The sequence below is a fragment of the Amycolatopsis silviterrae genome (assembly GCF_042684085.1).
Taxonomy (GTDB): domain Bacteria; phylum Actinomycetota; class Actinomycetes; order Mycobacteriales; family Pseudonocardiaceae; genus Amycolatopsis; species Amycolatopsis silviterrae.
Map to the genome: position 1 here is coordinate 83,590 of NZ_JBHUKS010000002.1, position 20,005 is coordinate 103,594.

General features: G+C 67.5%; 22 protein-coding genes. 8 read left to right on the plus strand and 14 right to left on the minus strand.

Annotated features, from left to right (window positions below):
- Nucleotides 1-14: 14 nt before the first annotated feature.
- Nucleotides 15-578 carry a YbaB/EbfC family nucleoid-associated protein gene (locus tag ACFSVL_RS01175; RefSeq protein WP_378299511.1) on the minus strand — a complete coding sequence of 188 codons (564 nt, stop codon included), beginning with the start codon at nt 576-578 and terminating at the stop codon, nt 15-17.
- Between the two features lie 193 nt (nt 579-771).
- Nucleotides 772-1,971: a 4-hydroxyphenylpyruvate dioxygenase gene (hppD, locus tag ACFSVL_RS01180; RefSeq protein WP_378299513.1), complete on the minus strand. Its 1,200-nt coding sequence runs from the start codon at nt 1,969-1,971 to the stop codon at nt 772-774.
- A gap of 121 nt (nt 1,972-2,092) precedes the next feature.
- Here hppD and ACFSVL_RS01185 point away from each other — a divergent pair, with 121 nt between their 5' ends.
- Nucleotides 2,093-2,563, plus strand: a complete 471-nt coding sequence (locus tag ACFSVL_RS01185) for an Lrp/AsnC family transcriptional regulator (RefSeq protein ID WP_009083170.1) — start codon at nt 2,093-2,095, stop codon at nt 2,561-2,563.
- Here ACFSVL_RS01185 and ACFSVL_RS01190 read toward each other — a convergent pair.
- From ACFSVL_RS01190 to ACFSVL_RS01200, 3 genes are all read right to left on the minus strand, one after another.
- Nucleotides 2,547-3,350, minus strand: coding sequence for an MBL fold metallo-hydrolase (locus ACFSVL_RS01190; protein ID WP_378299515.1), 804 nt, complete (start codon nt 3,348-3,350; stop codon nt 2,547-2,549). The genes ACFSVL_RS01185 and ACFSVL_RS01190 overlap by 17 nt on opposite strands.
- Before the next feature lie 96 nt (nt 3,351-3,446).
- Nucleotides 3,447-3,947: a transcription elongation factor GreA gene (gene greA, locus ACFSVL_RS01195; protein ID WP_037816721.1), complete on the minus strand. Its 501-nt coding sequence runs from the start codon at nt 3,945-3,947 to the stop codon at nt 3,447-3,449.
- A 187-nt stretch (nt 3,948-4,134) separates the two neighbouring features.
- A complete protein-coding gene (locus ACFSVL_RS01200; RefSeq protein ID WP_378299517.1) occupies nt 4,135-4,611 on the minus strand; it encodes a DUF4307 domain-containing protein in 477 nt (158 codons plus the stop codon).
- Between the two features lie 159 nt (nt 4,612-4,770).
- Between ACFSVL_RS01200 and mca the strand changes: the two genes are divergently transcribed.
- The gene (gene mca / locus ACFSVL_RS01205) at nt 4,771-5,685 is read left to right on the plus strand and encodes a mycothiol conjugate amidase Mca (protein WP_378299519.1); all 915 of its coding nucleotides are present in this window, start codon (nt 4,771-4,773) and stop codon (nt 5,683-5,685) included.
- Entirely contained in the window at nt 5,682-6,026 is a 345-nt protein-coding gene (locus ACFSVL_RS01210) for a hypothetical protein (RefSeq protein WP_378299521.1), read from the plus strand. The genes mca and ACFSVL_RS01210 overlap by 4 nt, the downstream gene beginning before the upstream one ends.
- A 21-nt stretch (nt 6,027-6,047) precedes the next feature.
- On the opposite strand, the gene ACFSVL_RS01215 is transcribed toward ACFSVL_RS01210, so the two are convergent.
- The 6 genes from ACFSVL_RS01215 to ACFSVL_RS01240 form a co-directional block, all read right to left on the minus strand.
- The gene (locus ACFSVL_RS01215; protein ID WP_378299523.1) at nt 6,048-6,761 is read right to left on the minus strand and encodes an ESX secretion-associated protein EspG; all 714 of its coding nucleotides are present in this window, start codon (nt 6,759-6,761) and stop codon (nt 6,048-6,050) included.
- 21 nt (nt 6,762-6,782) lie between these two features.
- Nucleotides 6,783-7,934, minus strand: a complete 1,152-nt coding sequence (locus tag ACFSVL_RS01220; protein WP_378299525.1) for a PPE domain-containing protein — start codon at nt 7,932-7,934, stop codon at nt 6,783-6,785.
- Nucleotides 7,935-7,948: 14 nt separating this feature from the next.
- On the minus strand, nt 7,949-8,572 hold the full coding sequence (locus ACFSVL_RS01225; protein ID WP_378299527.1) for a DUF3558 domain-containing protein: 624 nt from the start codon (nt 8,570-8,572) through the stop codon (nt 7,949-7,951).
- Nucleotides 8,569-8,970 carry a PE domain-containing protein gene (locus ACFSVL_RS01230; protein ID WP_378299529.1) on the minus strand — a complete coding sequence of 134 codons (402 nt, stop codon included), beginning with the start codon at nt 8,968-8,970 and terminating at the stop codon, nt 8,569-8,571. The genes ACFSVL_RS01225 and ACFSVL_RS01230 overlap by 4 nt, the downstream gene beginning before the upstream one ends.
- 232 nt (nt 8,971-9,202) lie before the next feature.
- Nucleotides 9,203-10,726 carry a hypothetical protein gene (locus tag ACFSVL_RS01235; RefSeq protein WP_378299531.1) on the minus strand — a complete coding sequence of 508 codons (1,524 nt, stop codon included), beginning with the start codon at nt 10,724-10,726 and terminating at the stop codon, nt 9,203-9,205.
- 56 nt (nt 10,727-10,782) lie between these two features.
- A complete protein-coding gene (locus ACFSVL_RS01240) occupies nt 10,783-11,679 on the minus strand; it encodes a phosphotransferase family protein (RefSeq protein WP_378299533.1) in 897 nt (298 codons plus the stop codon).
- Between the two features lie 78 nt (nt 11,680-11,757).
- Between ACFSVL_RS01240 and ACFSVL_RS01245 the strand changes: the two genes are divergently transcribed.
- Complete coding sequence (locus tag ACFSVL_RS01245) at nt 11,758-13,191, plus strand: MFS transporter (protein WP_378299535.1); 1,434 nt, start codon at nt 11,758-11,760, stop codon at nt 13,189-13,191.
- Here the strand turns inward: ACFSVL_RS01245 and ACFSVL_RS01250 are convergent.
- Together ACFSVL_RS01250 and ACFSVL_RS01255 are read right to left on the minus strand one after the other, a co-directional pair.
- Nucleotides 13,188-13,478, minus strand: a complete 291-nt coding sequence (locus ACFSVL_RS01250; RefSeq protein ID WP_378299537.1) for a winged helix-turn-helix domain-containing protein — start codon at nt 13,476-13,478, stop codon at nt 13,188-13,190. The two genes, ACFSVL_RS01245 and ACFSVL_RS01250, sit on opposite strands and share 4 nt — an antisense overlap.
- A complete protein-coding gene (locus tag ACFSVL_RS01255; protein WP_378299539.1) occupies nt 13,475-13,882 on the minus strand; it encodes a hypothetical protein in 408 nt (135 codons plus the stop codon). The genes ACFSVL_RS01250 and ACFSVL_RS01255 overlap by 4 nt, the downstream gene beginning before the upstream one ends.
- A gap of 126 nt (nt 13,883-14,008) precedes the next feature.
- Here ACFSVL_RS01255 and ACFSVL_RS01260 point away from each other — a divergent pair, with 126 nt between their 5' ends.
- The 4 genes from ACFSVL_RS01260 to ACFSVL_RS01275 all read left to right on the plus strand — a co-directional run bounded on the left by ACFSVL_RS01260 (nt 14,009) and on the right by ACFSVL_RS01275 (nt 19,319).
- A complete protein-coding gene (locus tag ACFSVL_RS01260) occupies nt 14,009-16,000 on the plus strand; it encodes a thioredoxin domain-containing protein (RefSeq protein ID WP_378299541.1) in 1,992 nt (663 codons plus the stop codon).
- 95 nt (nt 16,001-16,095) lie between these two features.
- The gene (locus ACFSVL_RS01265; protein ID WP_378299543.1) at nt 16,096-16,653 is read left to right on the plus strand and encodes a hypothetical protein; all 558 of its coding nucleotides are present in this window, start codon (nt 16,096-16,098) and stop codon (nt 16,651-16,653) included.
- A 64-nt stretch (nt 16,654-16,717) separates the two neighbouring features.
- Nucleotides 16,718-18,613, plus strand: a complete 1,896-nt coding sequence (locus tag ACFSVL_RS01270) for an acyl-CoA dehydrogenase family protein (protein WP_378299545.1) — start codon at nt 16,718-16,720, stop codon at nt 18,611-18,613.
- Between the two features lie 19 nt (nt 18,614-18,632).
- Nucleotides 18,633-19,319 (plus strand): class I SAM-dependent methyltransferase, encoded by a 687-nt coding sequence (locus ACFSVL_RS01275; RefSeq protein WP_378299547.1) that lies wholly within the window; start codon nt 18,633-18,635, stop codon nt 19,317-19,319.
- Here the strand turns inward: ACFSVL_RS01275 and ACFSVL_RS01280 are convergent.
- A complete protein-coding gene (locus tag ACFSVL_RS01280; RefSeq protein ID WP_378299549.1) occupies nt 19,316-19,990 on the minus strand; it encodes a TetR/AcrR family transcriptional regulator in 675 nt (224 codons plus the stop codon). The two genes, ACFSVL_RS01275 and ACFSVL_RS01280, sit on opposite strands and share 4 nt — an antisense overlap.
- Nucleotides 19,991-20,005 lie beyond the last annotated feature (15 nt).

The window sequence follows — 20,005 nt, forward strand, 5'->3', positions numbered from 1 at the left end:
GGAACGGCTTGGAGTCAGTGCAGGATCGATCCGCCGAAGTCGTCGTCATCGTCCGACGAGCTTCGGCGGCGGCGTTGCTGCTGAGGCGGTGGCGGCGGCGGGGCTGCCGGGCGTTGCGGCGGTGGCGGCGGCGTGGCGGCACCCGCTTCTTCGGCGTCCTCCGGCAGGAACCGGCGCACCCGGTCGGACGCGGACTCGGTCGGTTCCTCGGGCGGCGGCGCGGGGAACGTCCGCTGCGCGTCGGCCACCAGCGTTTCCGTGGTCTGGTCGCCGCCGACGGTCTCGGCCGCGGCCTGTTGCAACAACTCGGGGATCCGGGCCTGCGCGCGCTGCACGAGCCGCATCACCTCGGCGGAGACCTCGGCCATCTTCTTGCCCGCCGCGGAGTCCGCGAGCACCAGATTCTTCAACAGCCCCTTGGCGTCCACAGTGACCTCGACCGCACCGTCCTTCGACCGTTCGGTGACGGTCTGGCCCTGCATGCGCTCGGCCATCGCCTGGTAGCGGGCAGCGGTCTGCTGGAGCTGCTTCGTCCAGCCCTCGACCATCTGCTCGCTGGCATCGATGCTGTCCGGCATCGGGCCCCCTTCTCCACGGTGACTTCTCCAGAATGACGGACGCGCGACCCCGTCGGTTCCGCGCGGTTCCGAATTGTCCGCACGGCGCGGTTCTCTATGTACTGATGACTACTGTACGCGAACTTCTGGTAGCGCGCCGTAATAAAAACGGCCCGTCCGCGAGGTTCGCGGACGGGCCGGGGGAGGGAGCGGGTCAGAGGTTCCCGCGGCGCTCCTGCTCCCGTTCGATGGCCTCGAACAGGGCCTTGAAGTTGCCCTTGCCGAAGCCGAGCGAACCGTGCCGCTCGATCAGCTCGTAGAACACCGTGGGCCGGTCGCCGATCGGCTTGGTGAAGACCTGCAGCAGGTAGCCGTCCTCGTCGCGGTCGACCAGGATCCGGTGCTCCTTCAGCGTTTCGATCGGCACGCGCACCTTGCCGATCCGGGCGCGCAGCTCGGGGTCGTCGTAGTAGGAGTCCGGGGTGTCGAGGAACTCCACGCCCGCTTCGCGCATCGCGGTGATGGTGGCGATGATGTCGTTGGTGGCCAACGCGATGTGCTGGCAGCCCGCGCCCTCGTAGAACTCGAGGTACTCGTCGATCTGCGACTTCTTCTTCGCGATCGCCGGCTCGTTGAGCGGGAACTTGACCCGGTGGTTGCCGTTCGACACCACCTTGCTCATCAGCGCCGAGTAGTCGGTGGCGATGTCGTCGCCGACGAACTCCGCCATGTTCACGAAGCCCATGACGCGGTGGTACCAGTCGACCCAGTAGTCCATCTTGCCGAGTTCGACGTTGCCGACGCAGTGGTCGACCGCCTGGAACAGCCGCTTCGGCGCGCCCTCGGGCCGCTTGACGGTGCCCTCGCGAGGCTCGTAGCCGGGCAGGTAGACGCCGTTGTAGCGGGACCGGTCGATCAGCGTGTGCCGGGTCTCGCCGTAGGTCGCGATGGCGGCGCGGCGGATCGTGCCGTGCTCGTCGGTGACGTCGTGCGGCTCCTCAAGGATCGTCGCGCCCTCCTTGCGGGCGTGCTCGATGCACTTGTCGACGTCGGTGGTCTCCAGCGCGAGGTCGATCACGCCGTCGCCGTGGCGGCGGTGGTGGTCGAGCAGCGGCGAGTCCGGCTTCACGCCGCCGGTGATCACGAAGCGCCCGGAGCCGGACTTGAGCACGAAGGCCTTGTGGTCGAGCTGTCCCGTTTCGGGACCGGAGTACGCGACCAGCTGCATGCCGAACGCGACCTGGTAGAACCACGCGGTCTGAGTCGCGTTGCCCGCGATGAACACCACCGCGTCGAGAGCCTTGACCGGGAACGGGTCGGTCGAGGCGTCGTGGTCCACCAGTCCGACGAGCTGGCGGAGCTGGTCATAGCTGACGTCGTCGAGTGCGCCGTGCGGATCCATCGTGGAGGTCATGTATTGAGCATGAGTTGCGCCCGGCAAGCTGCGCAACGGTTTCCGTTTCGGCTGGACAATGTGTTCAGCTTATCCTGGAACCGCTCGGTCATCTTGGACAACCTGCGCAGGGAGAAAACCGGTGCTTGACTCGCTCGACGCGCGGCTGCTGCTGTTGCTCACCGACTCGCCCCGGCTGGGCGTGCTCGAATGCGCGCGCCGGCTCGGCGTCGCGCGTGGCACCGTGCAGGCCCGGCTGGACCGCCTCACCGAACGCGGCATCCTCGGCGGCTTCCCGCCCGAACTCGACTTGGCCGCCATGGGATACAGCCTCACCGCGTTCGCCGTACTGGAAATCGCGCAGGGCAAACGCGCCGGTGTCGCGGAGGCACTGGCTGCGATCGACGAAGTGTGCGAAGTGCACGCCACGACCGGACAAGGCGACCTCTTCGTACGCCTTGTCGCGCGCGACAACGACGATCTGCAACGCGTCATCGACGAAGTGGTTGGCGTGCCGGATGTTTTGCGTACGTCGACTTCGATCGCGTTGTCGACACCAGTGCCGCCGCGAGTGCGGCCGTTGCTCGAACGGACCGCTAGGACACGTACGTGAGATAGCGCTTCGCAGAGCGCTGTACGACGTTATGGCCGTCTGTACGCACGATGGCGTCCCACCACGCGCCGTAGATGGCTTCGAAGGCGTACGGCTCCAACAGTTCCGCGGCGTGCCGTACGACGCTCGGCCGTTCCGGGATGAGGTTCGGATAGCTGTACATGAAACCGACGTGCGTACGGTCCGGGACCACCTGCACGATGTCGCCGGTCAGCAGCGCACCGCGGCCTTCCTCGCCGTCCGGCCAGTGCATTACGGTGCCGCCGGCGAAGTGCACGCCGAGGTTGATCAGCTGAAGATCCGGCGAGACGTCGAGCGTCGTGCCGGTCCACAGCTGGATCGACGGATCCGGCCGGCCGATCCACTGCTGGTCGTTCTCGTGCAGGTAGACCGGGACGTCGAAGGCATGCGCCCATTCGACCATCGTCGTGTAGTAGTGCGGATGGCTGATCGCGATGCCGGTGATGCCGCCGAGTTCGGTGATCTTGCCGATCAGCTCGTCGTCCAGATACGCGGCGCAGTCCCACAGGAAATTGCCGCTCGCCGCGCGGACCAGCAGCGCGCGCTGGCCGATCGCGAACCCCGGATTCGAGCCGACGCCGATGATGCCCGGCCCCTGCTCCTCGACCCGCGGCTGGCGCTCACCGCTCGAACGGAGCGTCGCCAGGTCGGTCCACTGCTGCCCGCCCGGCGGCACGTACTGGCGTTCGTCGGTGCAGATCGGGCAGTCCGCGCGCGGGGCGGCGTACTGCATTCCGCACGCGAGGCATAGCGGAAGAGTGCTCATCGGTGTCCTCCCAGTGGTTTCGCTGGAAGACACTAGACCGCCGAACGCGCGCCGGGCCACGGGAAACCGGGCGGGCGCGCGTTCGGCGGCGACGAGTCAGGACTCGCTGTAGGGCACCGCCTTGACCAAGGTGACCTTCATGGTCTTGCCGTTCGGCAGCTCGTACTCGCGGGACTCGCCTTCCTTGGCGCCGAGCAGGGCCTTGCCCAGCGGCGACTCGGGGGAGTACACGTCGAGCGCGCCCTCCGCGCCTTCCTCACGGGTGGCGAGCAGGAACTTCTCCTCCTCGTCGTCCCCGTCGTACTTGACGGTGAGCACCTTGCCCGGTCCCGCGGTGCCGTCGTCGTCCGGCGCCTCGCCGACCTTCGCGTTGCGCAGCAGCTCCTGCAGATGCCGGATGCGGGCCTCGGCCTGGCCCTGCTCCTCGCGAGCCGCGTGGTAGCCGCCGTTCTCCTTGAGGTCGCCCTCTTCGCGGCTGTCGTTGATGCGGGCGGCGATGACCGGACGATTCTCGATCATTTCGTCGAGCTCGTGCTTGAGCCTGTCGTAGGCATCCTGGGTCAGCCAGGTCACCTTGGTGTCGCTCACGGTCACCATCTCCTCGTAGGGCCTGCCAGGCTTGGGTGTACAAGCCGGCCACCGCGTACGCACGCGGCTGAGATAAAGGAAAAACACGGCCCGTCGGGGGCCGTGCTGGTGTACGAGCGTATCACGGCAGGACAGGTCGACGCCGGTCCATTTCACGCCGCGCGGACGCTCGCCGCGCATTTCACTCCGTTGGCCGCTACGGGGTTGACAGATAGCGTGGTATGGAATACGAGCAGCCGAACACGTCGGCGGTCACCGGGGCTCCGATGCTCTTCACCACTGTGTTCACCCTGCTGTGGCCGGCCCCGGCGGGGACCAGCACCTCCCGGCGGCCGCTTTCCGCGCCGGACTTGTCGCGCACCCGGACAACGCACACGCCGGGCTTGCTGTCGTCGTCCCGAGTGACGTTGAGCGTGACCTGCATCGCGTCGCCCGGCCGTTCCTCGAAGCCGACGCGCTCCGCCTCGATCGGGGTCTGGCCGAGATTGAGGTAGTAGATCCAGCCGATCGCGCCGCTCACGACCAGCGCGACGGCCACGAAAAGCCACCTGCGCCAGCGCTTCGACGGCTTGCCCTTGCCCGCGGTGCCGTACCGGTCCGCGGGCCGCGCCGGCACGGCGCCACCCTCGGCGGTCACGGTCTCCCCGCTCGGCAAATCCGGGCCTCCAGTCAAACTTGTCGTACCCCTGGGGACAATGGGTGGTGCGGCCGGTCCGGGGCACCACCCTGGTCGAGTATCCGCGACCCGTTCCGGCGGCGCGGAGCCGGGGCGGTTTACCGCGGCGCAACCAGGTGTCACGGAATAACAGGACAGGAAAGGGCCGTTCGGACCATGGTGGGAGCCGACGAGCTGACAACAGAAGACCGTAAGCAGCGACTGCGCCTGATGGCGGTGCACGCCCATCCCGACGACGAGTCGAGCAAGGGCGCCGCCACGATGGCCAAATACGTCGCCGACGGGCACGAGGTCATGGTCGTGACCTGCACCGGAGGCGAGGCGGGCAGCGTTCTCAACCCGGCCATGGACCGGCCGGAGGTGCTCGCGAACATGACCGAGATCCGCCGCGAGGAGATGGCGCGCGCGGCGAAGATCCTCGGCGTGAGCCACCGCTGGCTGGGTTTCATCGACTCCGGGCTGCCCGAGGGCGACCCGCTTCCGCCGGTGCCGGAGGGCTCGTTCGCGGTGATCCCGCTGGAGGAGTCCACCGAGGCGCTGGTGCGTGCGATCCGCGAGTTCCGCCCGCACGTCATCACGACGTACGACGAGAACGGCGGCTACCCGCACCCGGACCACATCCGCACCCACGAGGTGTCGATGGCGGCCTTCGACGCCGCGGGCGACCCGGAGCGGTTCCCGCGGGCAGGCGAGCCGTGGCAGCCGCTCAAGCTGTACTACATGCACGGGTTCTCCAAGGCCAGGATGGTGGCGTTCGACACCGCGCTCAAGGACGCCGGGCTGGAGTCGCCGTACGAGGAGTGGCTCAAGTCCTGGGACCCGAACCGCGCCGACATCATGGAGCGGGTGACGACCCGGATCGAGTGCGGGGAATACTTCGAGGTGCGCGACGAGGCGCTGAAGGCGCACGCCACGCAGATCGACCCGACCAGCCGCTGGTTCGCCGTTCCGCTGGAGATCCAGCGCGAGGTGTGGCCCACTGAGGAGTACGAGCTGAATCGCTCCCTGGTGGACAGCACGCTGCCGGAGGACGATCTGTTCGCAGGCATCAAGGAGAAGGTGAGCCCATGAGTTTCGGTGTGCCGGCTGTCGCGGTCGTCCCGCTGACCGCGTCGGCGCTGGTCCTGGCCCAGCAACCGGACAGCGGGGACAACGGCGGACAGGGCGAGGACTTCGGCAAGTCCTCGCCGGTCGGGCTGCTGGTGCTGATCCTGTTCCTGATCGCGGTCGTCTTCCTGGTCCGGTCGATGAGCAAGCACCTCAAGAAGGTGCCGGAGACGTTCGACAAGGAAGAGGCCGGTTCTGGTTCGGCTTCGGAGCAGGCGGACGCCGAGGCTGAACCGGAGGCGTCGGCCCCGGCCGTGGCCGCGGAGAAGAAACCGGACGCGGCAGCGGCCAAGAAGAGCGACTGACTCTCCGGCGACGGGCCTGGACTAGCCGGTCAGCCCGTCGCGAAGGGCGGTGAGCTTGTCCGTGAGCAGGCTGTCGTCGCCGGGCAGCACCGTGATGTACCGGTTCCCCTCGGGCCCGGACACCTCGAACGCGACGCGACCGTCGGTGAGGTCGAGGTAGCTGAGCGGCCCGGCTTCCGCACGCCCTGGCCGAGCCGGTGCACGCACGGCGACGGTCATCTCGCCGACGCCGAACCAGGTCTGCTGGAACAGGTCGTCGACCACGCGGGCGGCCGGACCGCGGTCGTCGGCGTGGTCCGCCTGGAAGTCCTCCTGGGGCAGGGAGAACGCGGCGAGCTGAGCCGGCCGGTACCGAGGCAGGCTCGCGACCAGCGCCCCGGCCGGGGACCGGGTCCCGTCGAGCACCTTCAGCCGCACCCGATCGCCGGCACACAACGCCTTCACCCCAGTCCGCCCTCGCACGGCGACCAGCACGCTGTAGCGAGTGTCCTGGTTCTCGACGTGGGCGACGTACTCGGTGTCGGCGCGGGCCAGCGCGTGGAGCACGTCCTCGAACTCGTCGATGAACCGGCCGTGATCGAGCAGGCCCAGCCAGGCCAGCTCCTCCCGGACAGCCTCGTCGAGCCGCTCGGTCGTGAACCGAAGACGACCGGAGAACACCGGATGCGGCTCGTCGAACCCAGCTTCCCGGAGCGCGCCGAGGAGGGCGTCGAGGGACAGCTCGGTCGTGCGCACCGCTGATTCCTCCCCGACGGCCTAGCGAGCCGGCCGGTCCCCGATCACCGGAGGCGTCGGCTTGAGGTCTCGCACGCCGAACACGTCCGGGTCGGTTTCCTGGAGGTAAGGCGGGGCCGGTTTTTCTTTGTCGGTGTCCTTTTCTCCCTTCTTGGCGGGCAGTCCGCCGCCGAGGAGGTTGGCGGGTTTGCCTGTGGTGCTTGGGGTTCCGGGGGTGTTTCGGGGTGGTGCCGGTTCGCGGGAGGCGCCGAATCGGTTTCCCGCACCGATATTTCCCGCGCCGCCACGTGATCCGCCGGTGCCCGGCAGCGGATCGAATCCGCTGGAGCCAACGGGATTGATTGACTGACCCACGGGGCCGAACTGGTAACCCGGAGGCGCATCGGGGCGGTACGAGCTGGGATGAGTCGCGTCCGGGTGTTTGGTCGCTTCGGATGGTGCCGCCGGAGCTCTGCCTTTCGCCGCATCAGGTTCGCGGCCACCCGCGTGGCCCGTTGGGCGGTAGCTGCCTGGCTCGGCCATCGGCTCACGTGGTTTCGGAACCGGCGGTACCGCTGCGCTGGGACCTGGCCCAGTCACTCCGGGCTGGTGGCTGTCGGGCGGTTCACCGCTCGGCTTGTGCGGGCCCTTGACCGGATGCTTTCGCGGTTCGGCGGTGCTGGCGAGGCTGACGGACGCACCGGTGTCGCTCAGCTCCGCGTAGCGAGCCGGAATCCGGTCGGAGTTCGCGCCGGTTGTCGAGTGGTAGCTGGTGTAAGCATCGATGTTGTGCTGCGCATCGGCCTGCCATTGGCCGAGCCTGCCGGAGTAGCCGTCCTTCCCGTTGAGCACGTCGTAGACGTCCTGCGGGGTGATTTCCGGCCGTTCGCCAACTGGTTTGACCGTGTTTTTGACGGTCTGAAACGCAGATAGCTGCCCGTCCGCCGCGGTCTGGGTGAACACCAGGTTCGCGCTGTGGTCGATGGAGACGGAGAGCAGGGGAGAAGCCGAATTCGCGGCCTCCTCAGCAGAGACGCCATGCCAGCCGGCCCGCACCTTCTCGGCGAGCTTGGCGATTTCGTCGGCGCGATCCAGCAGCCGCTCGCTGAGGTCCTTCGCGCATTTTTGAGTCATGCTCAGAGATTCCGGTCCCTGTCCGCCGGTGACCTGGTGGTAAATCTCCGCGGGAGTCATCGATCGGCCAGTCATCAGTGTCCTCCTCGCAGATTTCCGAGTACTTTTTCCGCGATTCCCCTGGCGGATTCGCACGGATCTTTCTCGCCTTTGTGTGCTGGCGATTGCGTGATCGATACGACTACGGTTTCGTGGTCGCTGATTCCCATCGCGATGTCGCATGCACCGCGACTCGCCCGGTGGTCCTCTTCGCCGTAGGCGACGACGGGGTACCCGTCGAGCGGGGCGAGCGGCAGGAAGAACGGGTAGACCCTGTCTTTTGCGCGGTAGAAGGAGGTCAGGCCGAGGTCGTTGATGTCAGGGAAAACGACTGCCACTTGTGCTTGCGCGAACCAGCCGCACCCCGGCCCGCCTGCGCCGTGCGGTTCCGGCTTGACGCGAGGGCTGTTGCCGAGGAGGTCGGAGACCTGTGCGGCGGTCAAGGCGCCGCAAGGATTCTGCTTGAACCGGGCGGCATCGATGGGGCTCTCTACTTTTGGCACGCCGGGGCCGGGCACTTGTTCGGCCGAGGTGCTGTTGGGCGCCGGCGAGGATGGCTGACCGGAGCGCTCGCCAGGGGCGGCGCGGCCAGCCGTCGTGCGGGAGCAGCTGGCGAGGGCGCACAGGGCGACTGCGGTGAGCGCGAGGACACGTCTCACAGGCTTCCCCCGCTGTTATGGATCTCGGATGAGTGCGCGTCCTCGGCGGCCGAGTACTTCTTGAGCGCCTCGCGGTACTTCGTGGCCTGATGTCTGCAGAACTGCTCGCATTGGTTCAATGAATCGAGCAGGGATCGTCCGGAATTTCGAAACAATTCAGCATTGCCGACGCTGGAAAAATCCAGCCCGGGTGGCTGTGTTTGCGCGATTAGCCGGGCGCGTGTTTGGTCTAAGCTGTAGCTATCGCCGAGATCCTCGTATGATCTTGCGATTTCTTCGAGTGTTGCTTTGTCGTACGAGTAGCCGTCGCCAAGCAATGGCGCGACGGCCAGCGTCTCGAACGACGCTCCGCCGTACCTCCGGGCCGGAGGCAGGTGGGGTTGCTGATTGTCGGTCACGATGTACGCCTCCCCTTGCGTAGATCGTCCCGGGTCCGCTGGGCCCAGACACATGGTCACCCTCTGACACCGGATGGTTACTGTAGTCGCCGCGATTAGGCCTGTCTGCATTTGCGAACTGCAACTCGCAGCCGAGTTCGCGCTTTTATCGACGTGAGCAGGGCGGCTGTCCTACGGCCAACAGCAAGTATCACCCGAATGTCTTACGCAGCAGACGGCCAAAACCGCCTGATCAGCGTCGTTCGGCCAGTTGCTCGTCGTAAAGACTCTCCGGTGCCAGATGCGTCCCCGGCGACTCGATCTCGCCCGGCCGATGGCCCGACGGCGGTTTGCTCTGCGTGCCAGTGCACCCGAGCGCCCAGTTGTGCGCTGTCGGCGGGTTTTCCACTAGGTATGAGCCGACGGCGCAGTTCCACAGCACCGAATTCGCCCCAGCCCAGCCCTGGCCGCTGCCCAGCCACTGGCGGTCGGACAGCTGGAGGTGGCCGGACGGCGGGCTCATCGTGATGTCGTCGTACAGGGTCCCGCTTGCCCAGCGCTGGTGTGGTCCGGCGTCGAGAATCCGGGAGCCGGTGTTCGTCTTGGTGCAACGGCTGATCACGTTCGGGCCGGGCACCCGAGCCTGCGTGACCCAGGCGTGCAGGTTGCTGCCGGTGACAATGCATTGCCGCACCAGGGTTTCCTGGCCGCTGATGGTGTACGCGGCGGGCTGGGCGTGGATGTCCTGCGGGACCGATTCGGCCAGGGACGAGGTGTTCAGCAGGCTGACCCGGATGGCGTTTTGCCCGATCCCGAAGGCGGAGCCGAAATGGTTCGCGACGACATCATTGACCCAGATGTCCTGCGCGGTGTCCACGGACACCAGTTGGGAGTTGAAGTAACCGTCCTTGTGCCAGGCGGGATCCTGCTCGAACTCGGCGCCGTCCGCGGACAGGTGGGCGAGGCCGGAGCCGCTGATCCGGCCGGGGTACGAATAGCGCGTGACGGTGGCGTGCGTGTATTGGCTTTCCAGCGCGTTGGTCAGCGGCACGTCGAATTGGACGGTTTTCCCGTTGACGGCGGTGATCGTCCGGTCGAACTGCAGGCCGGCGTTCGGGGTCCATTGCTTGCTCGGAGTACCGTCCGGCCGCGGCGGGATTTTGTCCATGCCGATCGCGTGAATCCACGGCTTTTCCTGCGGACGCTGCACGATGACGTGGTCCCCGACGTGCAAGGACGACGCGTCGCTGACCTCGAGCCGGTCCGCGCCGACTGGGACGTAACCGCTGGTGACCGGGATCGCTGAGCCGAGGGACCGTGAACCGGTACCGGCGATGGTGACCAACGTGTGCAGTTTGCCTGCCGCGACCAGTTTGGTTCCGCTGCCCGCGCCGCGCAGTTCGACGTTGCTGGAGCTGATCCGCAGGGTTCCTTCGAGCCGGAAGTCACCCGCTGTCAGCTGGACGGCACCCGGTTTACCGCTGTTCGCGACCTGGTCGATGGCATGCTGAATCCGCCCGGTGTCATCGCCGGACGGCTGCGGCTCGACGGTCGCCGCGACCGGCAGTTCGGGCGGAGTTTCCCCGTTGCGGTAGCCGACACGGGAGAAATCGGGGATCCGGTTGCCCTGGGCGTCGGTGCCGTAGGAGAGGCGGCCGTTCGCGAAGGTGATCCAGTTCGGTGCCGCGGATGCCGCATGGACGCTGCAACCGGACAAACCTAGACATCCGATGAATGCGACGGCGGTAATGGACTTAAGCCCAGGCAATCGCTTCATAACTCAGGACTGTAGTGATCTCCTCGCTGAACAGCCACGGCCAATGGTCGGATTTATCAGCGGGCCCGCGCGAGCCCGTCCCGCACCTGCTGCGCGTACTGCGGCGCCCATTGCGGAGTCCAGCGCCGGAAGTAGACGTGCATGTTCAGCGCGTGCAGCGCGTGCGCGAGTTCCACCCGCTGACGCCAGTCGTCCGGCAACGGACAAGCGGCCGCATAGGACGCGAGGAAGACATCACGGCCTTCCGGGTACGCGTCGAAGATGTGCTCGTCCAGCTTGCCGAAGTCGCGGAACCGGTCCGCGTACGCGGCGTGTTCGAGGTCGAGGACGCAGGTGATCCGGCCGTCGCGCACCAGGATGTTCGGCAGCCACAGGTCGCCATGCGTCAAGGCGGGGACGCTCGCGGACTCGTCCAGCCGCGCCACCGCGGAGACAAGCGCTGACCGCAGCGGGCCGGTGGGACCGATCAGGGCGGGGTCCGCCAGCGGCAGCAGCGCGTCGGCTTCGGCCTCCACCGACTCCCGCAGCGACGCCGCTTTCCCGCCGCCCAGCACGTCCCCGAAGTGCGGACCCCGGATGGCGTGCAACCGTCCGGTGACGTCGCCGAGGTCCTGGAGCAGGACGTCCTTATCGAGCGACTCCCACACCTCGTCCGCCGCATCGCCCTCCTGGTACTCCTGGATGAGCACCGGGCCGTCGAGGGTGGGCTCGTGCGGCACCAACTGCCGGTACTGGACGACCGGGACGCCGTGCTCGGCCGCTACCTGGGCGCTCGAGACCAGCCGCCGCAGATGTTCGGGATCCCGTTCGCGCCGAGGCACTTTCACCAGCAGCCGGCCCTCGTCCGTGTCGGCCACCCACTGTTCACTGGTGTATCCCTTGTCGAGGGAGCGAACCGACTCGACCCGGTATTCCCTCTCCAGCACGTTCCTGACCGCGTCCTCCGTTGACATGAAGATCACACTATCTGTCCCGGCAAACGCATTGTCCGGCATTGACCTCTAGCTAGCTAGAGGTCTTACGTTCGGCGCATGTCCAGCTCTTCTGCTCAGAACGCCGAAACCCCAGTAGTCAAGGGAAGTTGGCGTGACTTGCTCACCGGCCGGCATCGTCGGGTAGCCGCCGTACTCGCCGGTGGCGTGGGGCTGTACGCGACGAATGTGTTCCTGACGACCAGCCTGTTGCCCGCTGCGGTGCAGGATATCGGTGGAAGTCGTTATTACGCTTGGGTGACCACCGTTTTCCTGGTGGCGTCAGTCATTTCCTCAGCATTGGTGAGCACGGCGCTGCCACGGCTCGGCGCACGCAACACCTATTTCGTGGCCCTCGGTGCGTTCGCGCTCGGCACGGTGATCTGCGCGGTCGCCCCGGTGATGGAGGTGCTGCTGGCCGGCAGGTTCGTCCAGGGACTCGGCGGCGGTCTGTTGTGCGGTCTGGGCTACGCGCTGATCCGGTCGCTGTTGCCGGAACACCTGTGGTCCCTTGGCGCCGCACTGGTTTCCGGGATGTGGGGCGTCGGCACCTTCTTGGGCCCGGCGGTCGGCGGGGTCTTCGCGCAGTACGGCATGTGGCGCGGCGCGATGGTCACGCTCCTGGTCGTGACGGCATTGGTGGCGATCCTCGTTCCGTTCACCGTGCCCTCGACGCGCGCTGGTGACTTGCCGCCCGTGCCGTCCCCGCTCACTGTGGGGCTTCTGGTCGTCTCCGCGCTGCTGGTCAGCATTGCCAACATTGTGGATTCGACGGTCTTGCTCGGGGTGCTGCTCGTGGTGGCTCTGCTCGGTCTCGGCCTGGCGTTCGCGGACGACAAGCGCCGTGGCGGACGGATTCTGCCGCGGTCGGCCTTCTCGTTGTCGTCTCCGCTTCCCTGGTGCTACGGCGCCGTCGCGCTGATGTCTCTCGCGTCGCAGGTCGAAGCGTTCATTCCGCTGTTCGGGCAACGCCTCGCGGGGCTCGCCCCGCTGCTGGCGGGATTCGTGGGTGCGGCGATCGCGCTGGGCTGGACTCTGGGCGAGGTGCCCAGCGCGGGTATCTCGGGGCTGCGCGCCAAAAGCCGGGTGGCGTCGGCGGGACCGTTGTTGATCACCATCGGCTTCGTGACCGCCGGGCTGCTGGTCGGCGAGGTGATGGGAACCTGCGTGACGGTGGCCTGGACGGCGGCGCTCCTGGTCGGCGGGGCCGGGATCGGTATCGCTTGGCCGCACGTGGCCGCACGCATCATGGGCGGGGCAGCTTCCGACGACGAGGGCGACACTGCCGCCGCGGCGATCAACACCGTGCAGCTCGTCTCGAATGCCATCGGATCCGCCGTCGCGGGGGTGTTGGTCCACCTCGGCGGGCCTGCTCCGGCGGGGCAAGCCCGGGCTGTGCTCTGCGGTATCGGGCTCGCCGGAGTGGCGGGTGCGTGGTGCGTCTGGCGGGGTACCGCTGCTTGGCGGCGGAAGGCTGCACACCAGCAGGCTTAACCGGCGATCTGGCGCAAGGCCCGGACGTGCGCGTCCCAGGCCTTGCGCCCGCTCGGCGTCAGCGAGAGGTACGTGCGAGGGCGTTTGCCGACGAAGACCTTGCGCACCGCGACGTATCCCGCGGCTTCCAGCGTCGAGATCTGTTTGGACAGCACGGAATCGGAAATTTCCACCGCGTCCCGGACTGATTTGAAATCGGCTTCGTCGACCGCCGCGAGAGCCGCGGTGATGGAGAACCGGATCGGCGAGTGGATCACCGAATCCAGCGCGAGCCGGGGGTGATTCATCGGCGGCCGCGCGTTTCCAGCCAGGCGGCCACCAGGAACGGGACCGCGCTGAGCACCGCGGCGGGCACCCACCAGGCCGGATTCGCGGTGAAACGCACCTGTCCGAGCGGGGCGGCGATCGCGATGACCAAGCCGACGCTCGCGCCGAGGATCGGATAGAGCACTCGCTGATGTCGGCCGACCACAGGACGGGTCGCGGTGTAGATGATGAAGACGAAAAGCGGGACCAGGCTGCCCGGCATGAGCAGCAGCCCGATGTTCCCGAGCCCGCCAGCCAGCAGGATCGCGGCCTCGAGGACGCCAAGCGCCAGCAACGCCTTCGGGTACCACCGGCCCTGCGCGAGCACTTTCGACGACGCTGATTCCGCGGTGCGCAACGCCTGTTCGGCCGCTGTTTTGTCCATGTCGCCAGACCCCTTTGGCTGATGGCACTCTGTCCAGTACGTGTCAAAGTAGCAGGTACTTTCCAAGTTGGAAAGTATCGGTGCCGCGGGGACGGGTCTCGAACGGGATGAGGCACACTCGGCACCATGACGAACCGCCTCGCCGATGCGACGTCCCCGTACCTCCTGCAGCACGCCGGCAACCCGGTCGATTGGTGGGAATGGGGTCCGGACGCACTGGCCGAGGCGCGCCGTCGCGGGGTGCCGATCCTGTTGTCCGTCGGGTATGCCGCCTGCCATTGGTGTCACGTCATGGCGCACGAATCCTTCGAACACGAGGGCACTGCGGCGCTGATGAACGCGCATTTCGTCAACATCAAGGTCGACCGCGAGGAGCGGCCGGACATCGACGCCGTCTACATGGCCGCCACACAGGCCATGACCGGTCAGGGCGGCTGGCCCATGACCTGTTTTCTCACGCCCGAGGGCGAGCCATTCCATTGCGGCACTTACTATCCGCCCGCGCCGCGCCCCGGGATCCCGTCGTTCTCGCAGCTGCTGGTGGCGGTCGCGGAGGCGTGGGACGAGCGGCCGGACGACCTGCGCGAGGGTGCGAAACAGATCGTCGGGCATCTTGCCGAGCAGAGCGGTCCGCTGAAGGAAGCCGCCGTTGACGCCGACGCTCTGGCTGAGGCGGTGGCGAAACTTGCGCAGGAGGCAGACTCCGTGCACCGCGGTTTCGGTGGCGCGCCGAAGTTTCCGCCGTCCATGGTGCTGGAGTTCCTGGTGCGCCACTATGAGCGCACCGGATCGACGCAGGCGCACGCACTCGCCCAGTCGGCAGCGGACGCGATGGCTCGCGGCGGCATTCACGACCAGCTGGCCGGCGGGTTCGCGCGCTACTCGGTGGACGCCGAGTGGGTCGTGCCGCACTTCGAGAAGATGTTGTATGACAATGCTTTGCTGCTCCGAGTATACGCGCATCTCGCCCGTCGTGGGTCGACGTCGGCGCTGCGCGTGGCCGAGGGGATCGTCCGGTTCCTCGAACACGATCTCCTTACGCCGCAAGGAGGTTTCGCGGCATCGCTCGACGCGGACACCGAAGGCGTCGAAGGCCTGACCTACGTGTGGACTCCCGCGCAGCTCAACGAGGTGCTCGGCGACGACGGGCCCTGGGCCGCTGAGCTGTTCCGGGTCACCGAGGAGGGTACGTTTGAAAAAGGCGCGTCGACCCTTCAAATGCGGGCGGATCCAGACGATTTCGACCGGTTCGAACGCATCCGGCAAGCGTTGCTGGAAGTACGAGCGGCGCGTCCGCAGCCAGGACGGGACGACAAGGTGGTCGCGGCGTGGAACGGCCTCGCGATTTCCGCGCTGGCGGAAGCGGGTGTCGCCCTGAACCGTCCACAGTGGATCGAACTGGCTCGTGGCGCGGCCTCGCTGCTGCTCGACCTGCACCTCGTGGACGGACGGCTCCGCCGCAGCTCGCGGGACGGCGCGGTCGGCGCACCGGTCGGTGTGCTGGAGGATTACGCCTGTCTCGCCGACGGCCTTCTCGCCCTCCACCAGGCGACCGGCGAACCGCGCTGGCTCACCGAAGCGACCCGACTGCTGGACGTCGCCCTCGAACACTTCGCCTCGGACACCGCCCCCGGCGCGTATCACGACACCGCCGACGACGCGGAAGTCCTCGTGCAGCGTCCGTCCGATCCGACCGACAACGCGAGCCCATCCGGTGCCTCCGCGCTCGCTGGCGCGCTGCTCACCGCCTCCTCACTGGCCGGGCACGACCAGGCAGCGCGGTACCGCGACGCCGCCGAACTCGCGCTGCGTCGCGTCGGCCTGCTCGCTGCGAGGGTGCCGCGTTTCGCCGGGCATTGGCTGTCCGTCGCGGAGGCCGCGCAGTCCGGGCCGGTGCAGGTCGCGGTGGTCGGCGCGGACCGTGCGGAGCTGGTCACCGCTGCCGCGCGGCACATCCACGGCGGCGGCATCGTGGTCGGCGGCGAGCCGGACGCGCCCGGTGTCCCGCTGCTGGCCGACCGGCCGCTGGTCGACGGCGAGCCGGCGGCGTACGTCTGCCGCGGCTACGTCTGCGAGCGTCCAGTGACCGCGGTGAACCAGCTCGTCGCCCAGCTCTGAACGAATTCCGCCCCTGGTGAACGCGCTACCCGCGACGGTGGAATCAGCGTAGCTTCAGTAGTGACGTAATCATGTAATCAAGGGTGGTGGACGTCATGGGGCGAGGCTGGAAAGGCCGGGGCGGCTGGCAGCAGGTCGAGGTGCCGTCGGCGGACGACGCGGCGGCGTGGTTCGGCGGACGGCTTCCGGACGGCTGGTTCACCGGCGACCCGGAAATCACCGTGGACCGCGAAGAGATCCTGATCGTGGGCGAGCTGCCCGCGCTGACCGGCGATTACGCCGACGACGCGGCCCGCGCGGCCGCCGAGGACGGGCGGATCAGCCGGTTCCGCGAGGAAACCCGCGACGAGCGCATCGAAATCGCCCGTCAGGCCGAGCACCGCTACCAGCGCAAGGTGGCGTGGGGCGCGAAACTGGGCGGTACGACGGCGCACTTCACGACGCTGTCTGTGCCGGTGATGACCCGGCTGCGGCAACCCGAACGGCTGGTCCTCGACACGCTCGTGGACGCCGGCGTCGCGCGGTCGCGGTCGGAGGCGCTGGCCTGGGCGGTACGGCTGGTCGGCGAGCACGCGGACACCTGGCTGACCGAACTGCGCGAGGCGATGACGAAGGTCGACGACCTCCGCTCGAAGGGCCCTGACCTGGGCTGAGCTGCGGGATCTCCTCCGCTGCGGCAGGCTGGCCGTGATCAGCCGTAGTCGCATCGGAGGAACCGTGGACGTCCCTGCTGTGCCCGCGAAAGTGGATCCGGACGCGTTGACCGCAGTCCTCGACGGCCGCTGGTCGGCGTTGAAACGCGACGTGCGCGCGCAGATGAACGCGGAGGAGTTCCGGGACACGATCGGCCTCGACGTCGAGGCGCATCGCGTCCAGGTGCTGGACCAGCTGCGGAAACTCGCCGAGACAGACCGCCCCGCGCTCGGATTCGACGCCGCGTACGGCGGGCTGAGCGACGTCGGCGGCTCGGTGATGTCGTTCGAAATGCTCGGCTACGGCGACCTGTCGCTGATGGTCAAGGCCGGCGTGCAATGGGGACTGTTCGGCGGTGCGGTACAGCTGCTCGGCACCGCGGCGCACCACGAGAAGTACTTGCGCCGCATCATGAATCTCGACCTGCTCGGCTGCTTCGCGATGACCGAGCACGGCCACGGTTCCGATGTGCAACACCTGCACACCACGGCGACCTACGACCCTTCGGCGCGCGAATTCGTCGTGAACAGCCCAGATCCCGGTGCCACTAAGGAATACATCGGCAACGCCGCCCGCGACGGACAGCTCGCCGTGGTGTTCGCGCAGTTGCTGACTGGCGGCGAATCCCGTGGCGTACACGCGTTCCTGGTCCCGATCCGTGACGAGTCCGGTGCTCCCGCGCGCGGCGTCACGATCGCGGACTGTGGCGTAAAAGCGGGCCTGAACGGCGTCGACAACGGACGATTGACCTTCGATCAGGTACGCGTGCCAAGGGAAGCGCTGCTGAACCGCTTCGGCGACGTCGCCGAGGACGGCACCTACACCAGCCCGATCGAGAGCGACGGCCGCCGGTTCTTCACGATGCTGGGCACGCTCATCCGTGGCCGCGTGAGCGTCGGCGGCAGCGCCGGCTGCGCGACGCAGCGGGCCCTGACCCTGGCAATCCGCTACGGCGACCAGCGACGACAGTTCCAGCGTCCGGACGGGGACGAGGTGGTGATCCTCGATTACCTTGGACACCAACGAAAACTTCTGCCAGCCTTGGCGAAGACCTACGCACTGCACTTCGCGCAGGAGGAACTGGTCGCCGCCCTGCACGACATCGCCCCGGACGCGCCCGAAGAAGAACAGCGCGAACTGGAATCCCGCGCCGCCGGCCTGAAAGCCCTGAACACCTGGCACGCGACCGCGACGATCCAAACGGCCCGCGAAGCCTGCGGCGGCAGCGGATACCTTTCGGAGAACTTGCTGGCTGGTTTGAAGGCCGATACCGACGTCTTCACCACCTTCGAAGGCGACAACACCGTGCTGTTGCAGCTGGTCGCGAAGGGCTTGCTGACGCAGTACAAGGAACACTTCGAGGACCTAAGCCCCCTCGCGACCGCCCGCTTCGTCGCCGAGCAGCTCGTCGACACTGTCAAGGAGCGTTCGGTCGCACTGCGGTTTGTAGAGCGACTTACAGAGTCCGACGACGCTTCAGTGCTCTTCGACCGCGAGTGGCAACAACGTCTCTTCGAGGACCGCGAAGAGCACGTGTTGAGCGGCGTAGCCAACCGTCTCCGCGGTGCCTCCTCGGATCCGTTCGGCGTCTTCAACTCCGTACAGGACCACGTGCTGCTCGCCGGCCGCGTACACGTAGACCGCCTGATCCTCGACGCCTTCGCTCGCGCTGTGGACACCTGCAGCGACCCAGACGCGAAGGTGCTCTTGGAACGGGTATGCGACCTGTACGCACTGTCGACGATCGAAGCAGACCGCGCGTGGTTCCTGGAGCACGGCCGTATCTCCGCAAGCCGCTCCAAGGCAGTGACCGCCGCGGTTAACGCGCTGTGCAGGGCTCTGCGACCGCACGCACGGACGTTGGTGGACGGTTTCGCGGTCCCGGAACAGTTCCTGGCAGCCCCGATGCTGAACGGCTGAAATCGGTACGCTCGACGAGGTGTCAAAAGTCTTTGGAGACCACGCCGAGCGATACACGAACTCTGCCGAAAACAGCGGCCCGAACGCGCACTACGACCGTCCGGCGATCCTGCGCCTAGCCGGTGACCTGGCCGGAAAGCAAATCCTGGAACTAGGCTCCGCCGGCGGCGGCCTGACCGAACACCTAGCCGCCGCTGGTGCCGAGGTCCTGGGCCTGGACCACGACCCCCGCCTGGTCAAGCTCGCACGGAATCGCCTGGGCGCTCGCGCCAGATTCGAGACCGCGGACCTGAACCAGCCGCTGACCATGGTGCCGAACGCCTCGGCGGACCTGGTAGTGGCGTCGCTGGTCCTGCACTACGTCGCGGACTGGGGGCCACTCCTCGCCGAACTGCGGCGCTGCCTGAAACCGGGCGGTGCGCTGGTGTTCTCCATCCACCATCCGATCACCGGCTGGCTCCGCTCCGACGGCGCGGACTACCACCGCGTCGAGCTGATCAGCGAAGACTGGGACTGGGATGGTGTGACGGTGACCGGGCAGATGTACCGCCGCCCGGTGTCGGCGGTGTTCACGGCGTTGCTGGAAGCCGGGTTCGCGATCGACGCGGTAGAGGAGCCGCAGCCGACGCCCGGGGTGGAGGACCCGAAGCTGGCAGAGATCCTGCGGGGGCAGCCGGTGTTCTTGTTCGTGCGGGCGGTGCGTTAGGACAGATCGCGACGAAGACCCTGCCGCCAGGGAGCGACAGCGTGGAACGCGATGCGTTCGATCATCGCGTCCAGCCCGGCTTCCAGCGCCGCGGTACTGCGCTGGGCCTGCGCGAGGATCAGGCCGCCCTGCAGCGCGGCCATCGTCGCCAACGACAGGCGGTGCGGGTCGGCGTCGTCGCGCAGTACGCCCCGGTCGAGCATGTCCTGCAGGCCGTCGCGGATCGCGTCGGTCCACAGCGTGAAGCCCTCCGCCAACGCGCTGCGCGCGGCAGGGTCGTGTTCCGCGAGTTCGCTGGTCAAGCTCCCAAGCGGACAGCCGCCGCGACAGTCGAGGTCGTGTTCGATCTGCACGATCGCGTCTCGCCAGTCTCGCAGTGCCTCGAAACTGTCCAATCGGGACAGAAGCACTCGCTGTCCGGTGAGGATGCGCGCCGTCTGGAACTCGATCACCGCTCGGGTGAGCGCGCTCTTGTCCGCGAAGTAGTGGTAGATCTGCGACGAGCTGACCCCAGCCGCGTCCCGGACGTCGGGAGTGCTGGTGCCGGCGACGCCGCGCTCGAACATCAACTGCGCGGCGGCGGCGACGATCCGCTCACGGGTGACGAGCCCACGAGTCGTCCGTCTGGTCGCGCCGGCGCCCTCAGCAGCCGGGGTCACGGTCTCGCTCACTCCCGCAGGATACGG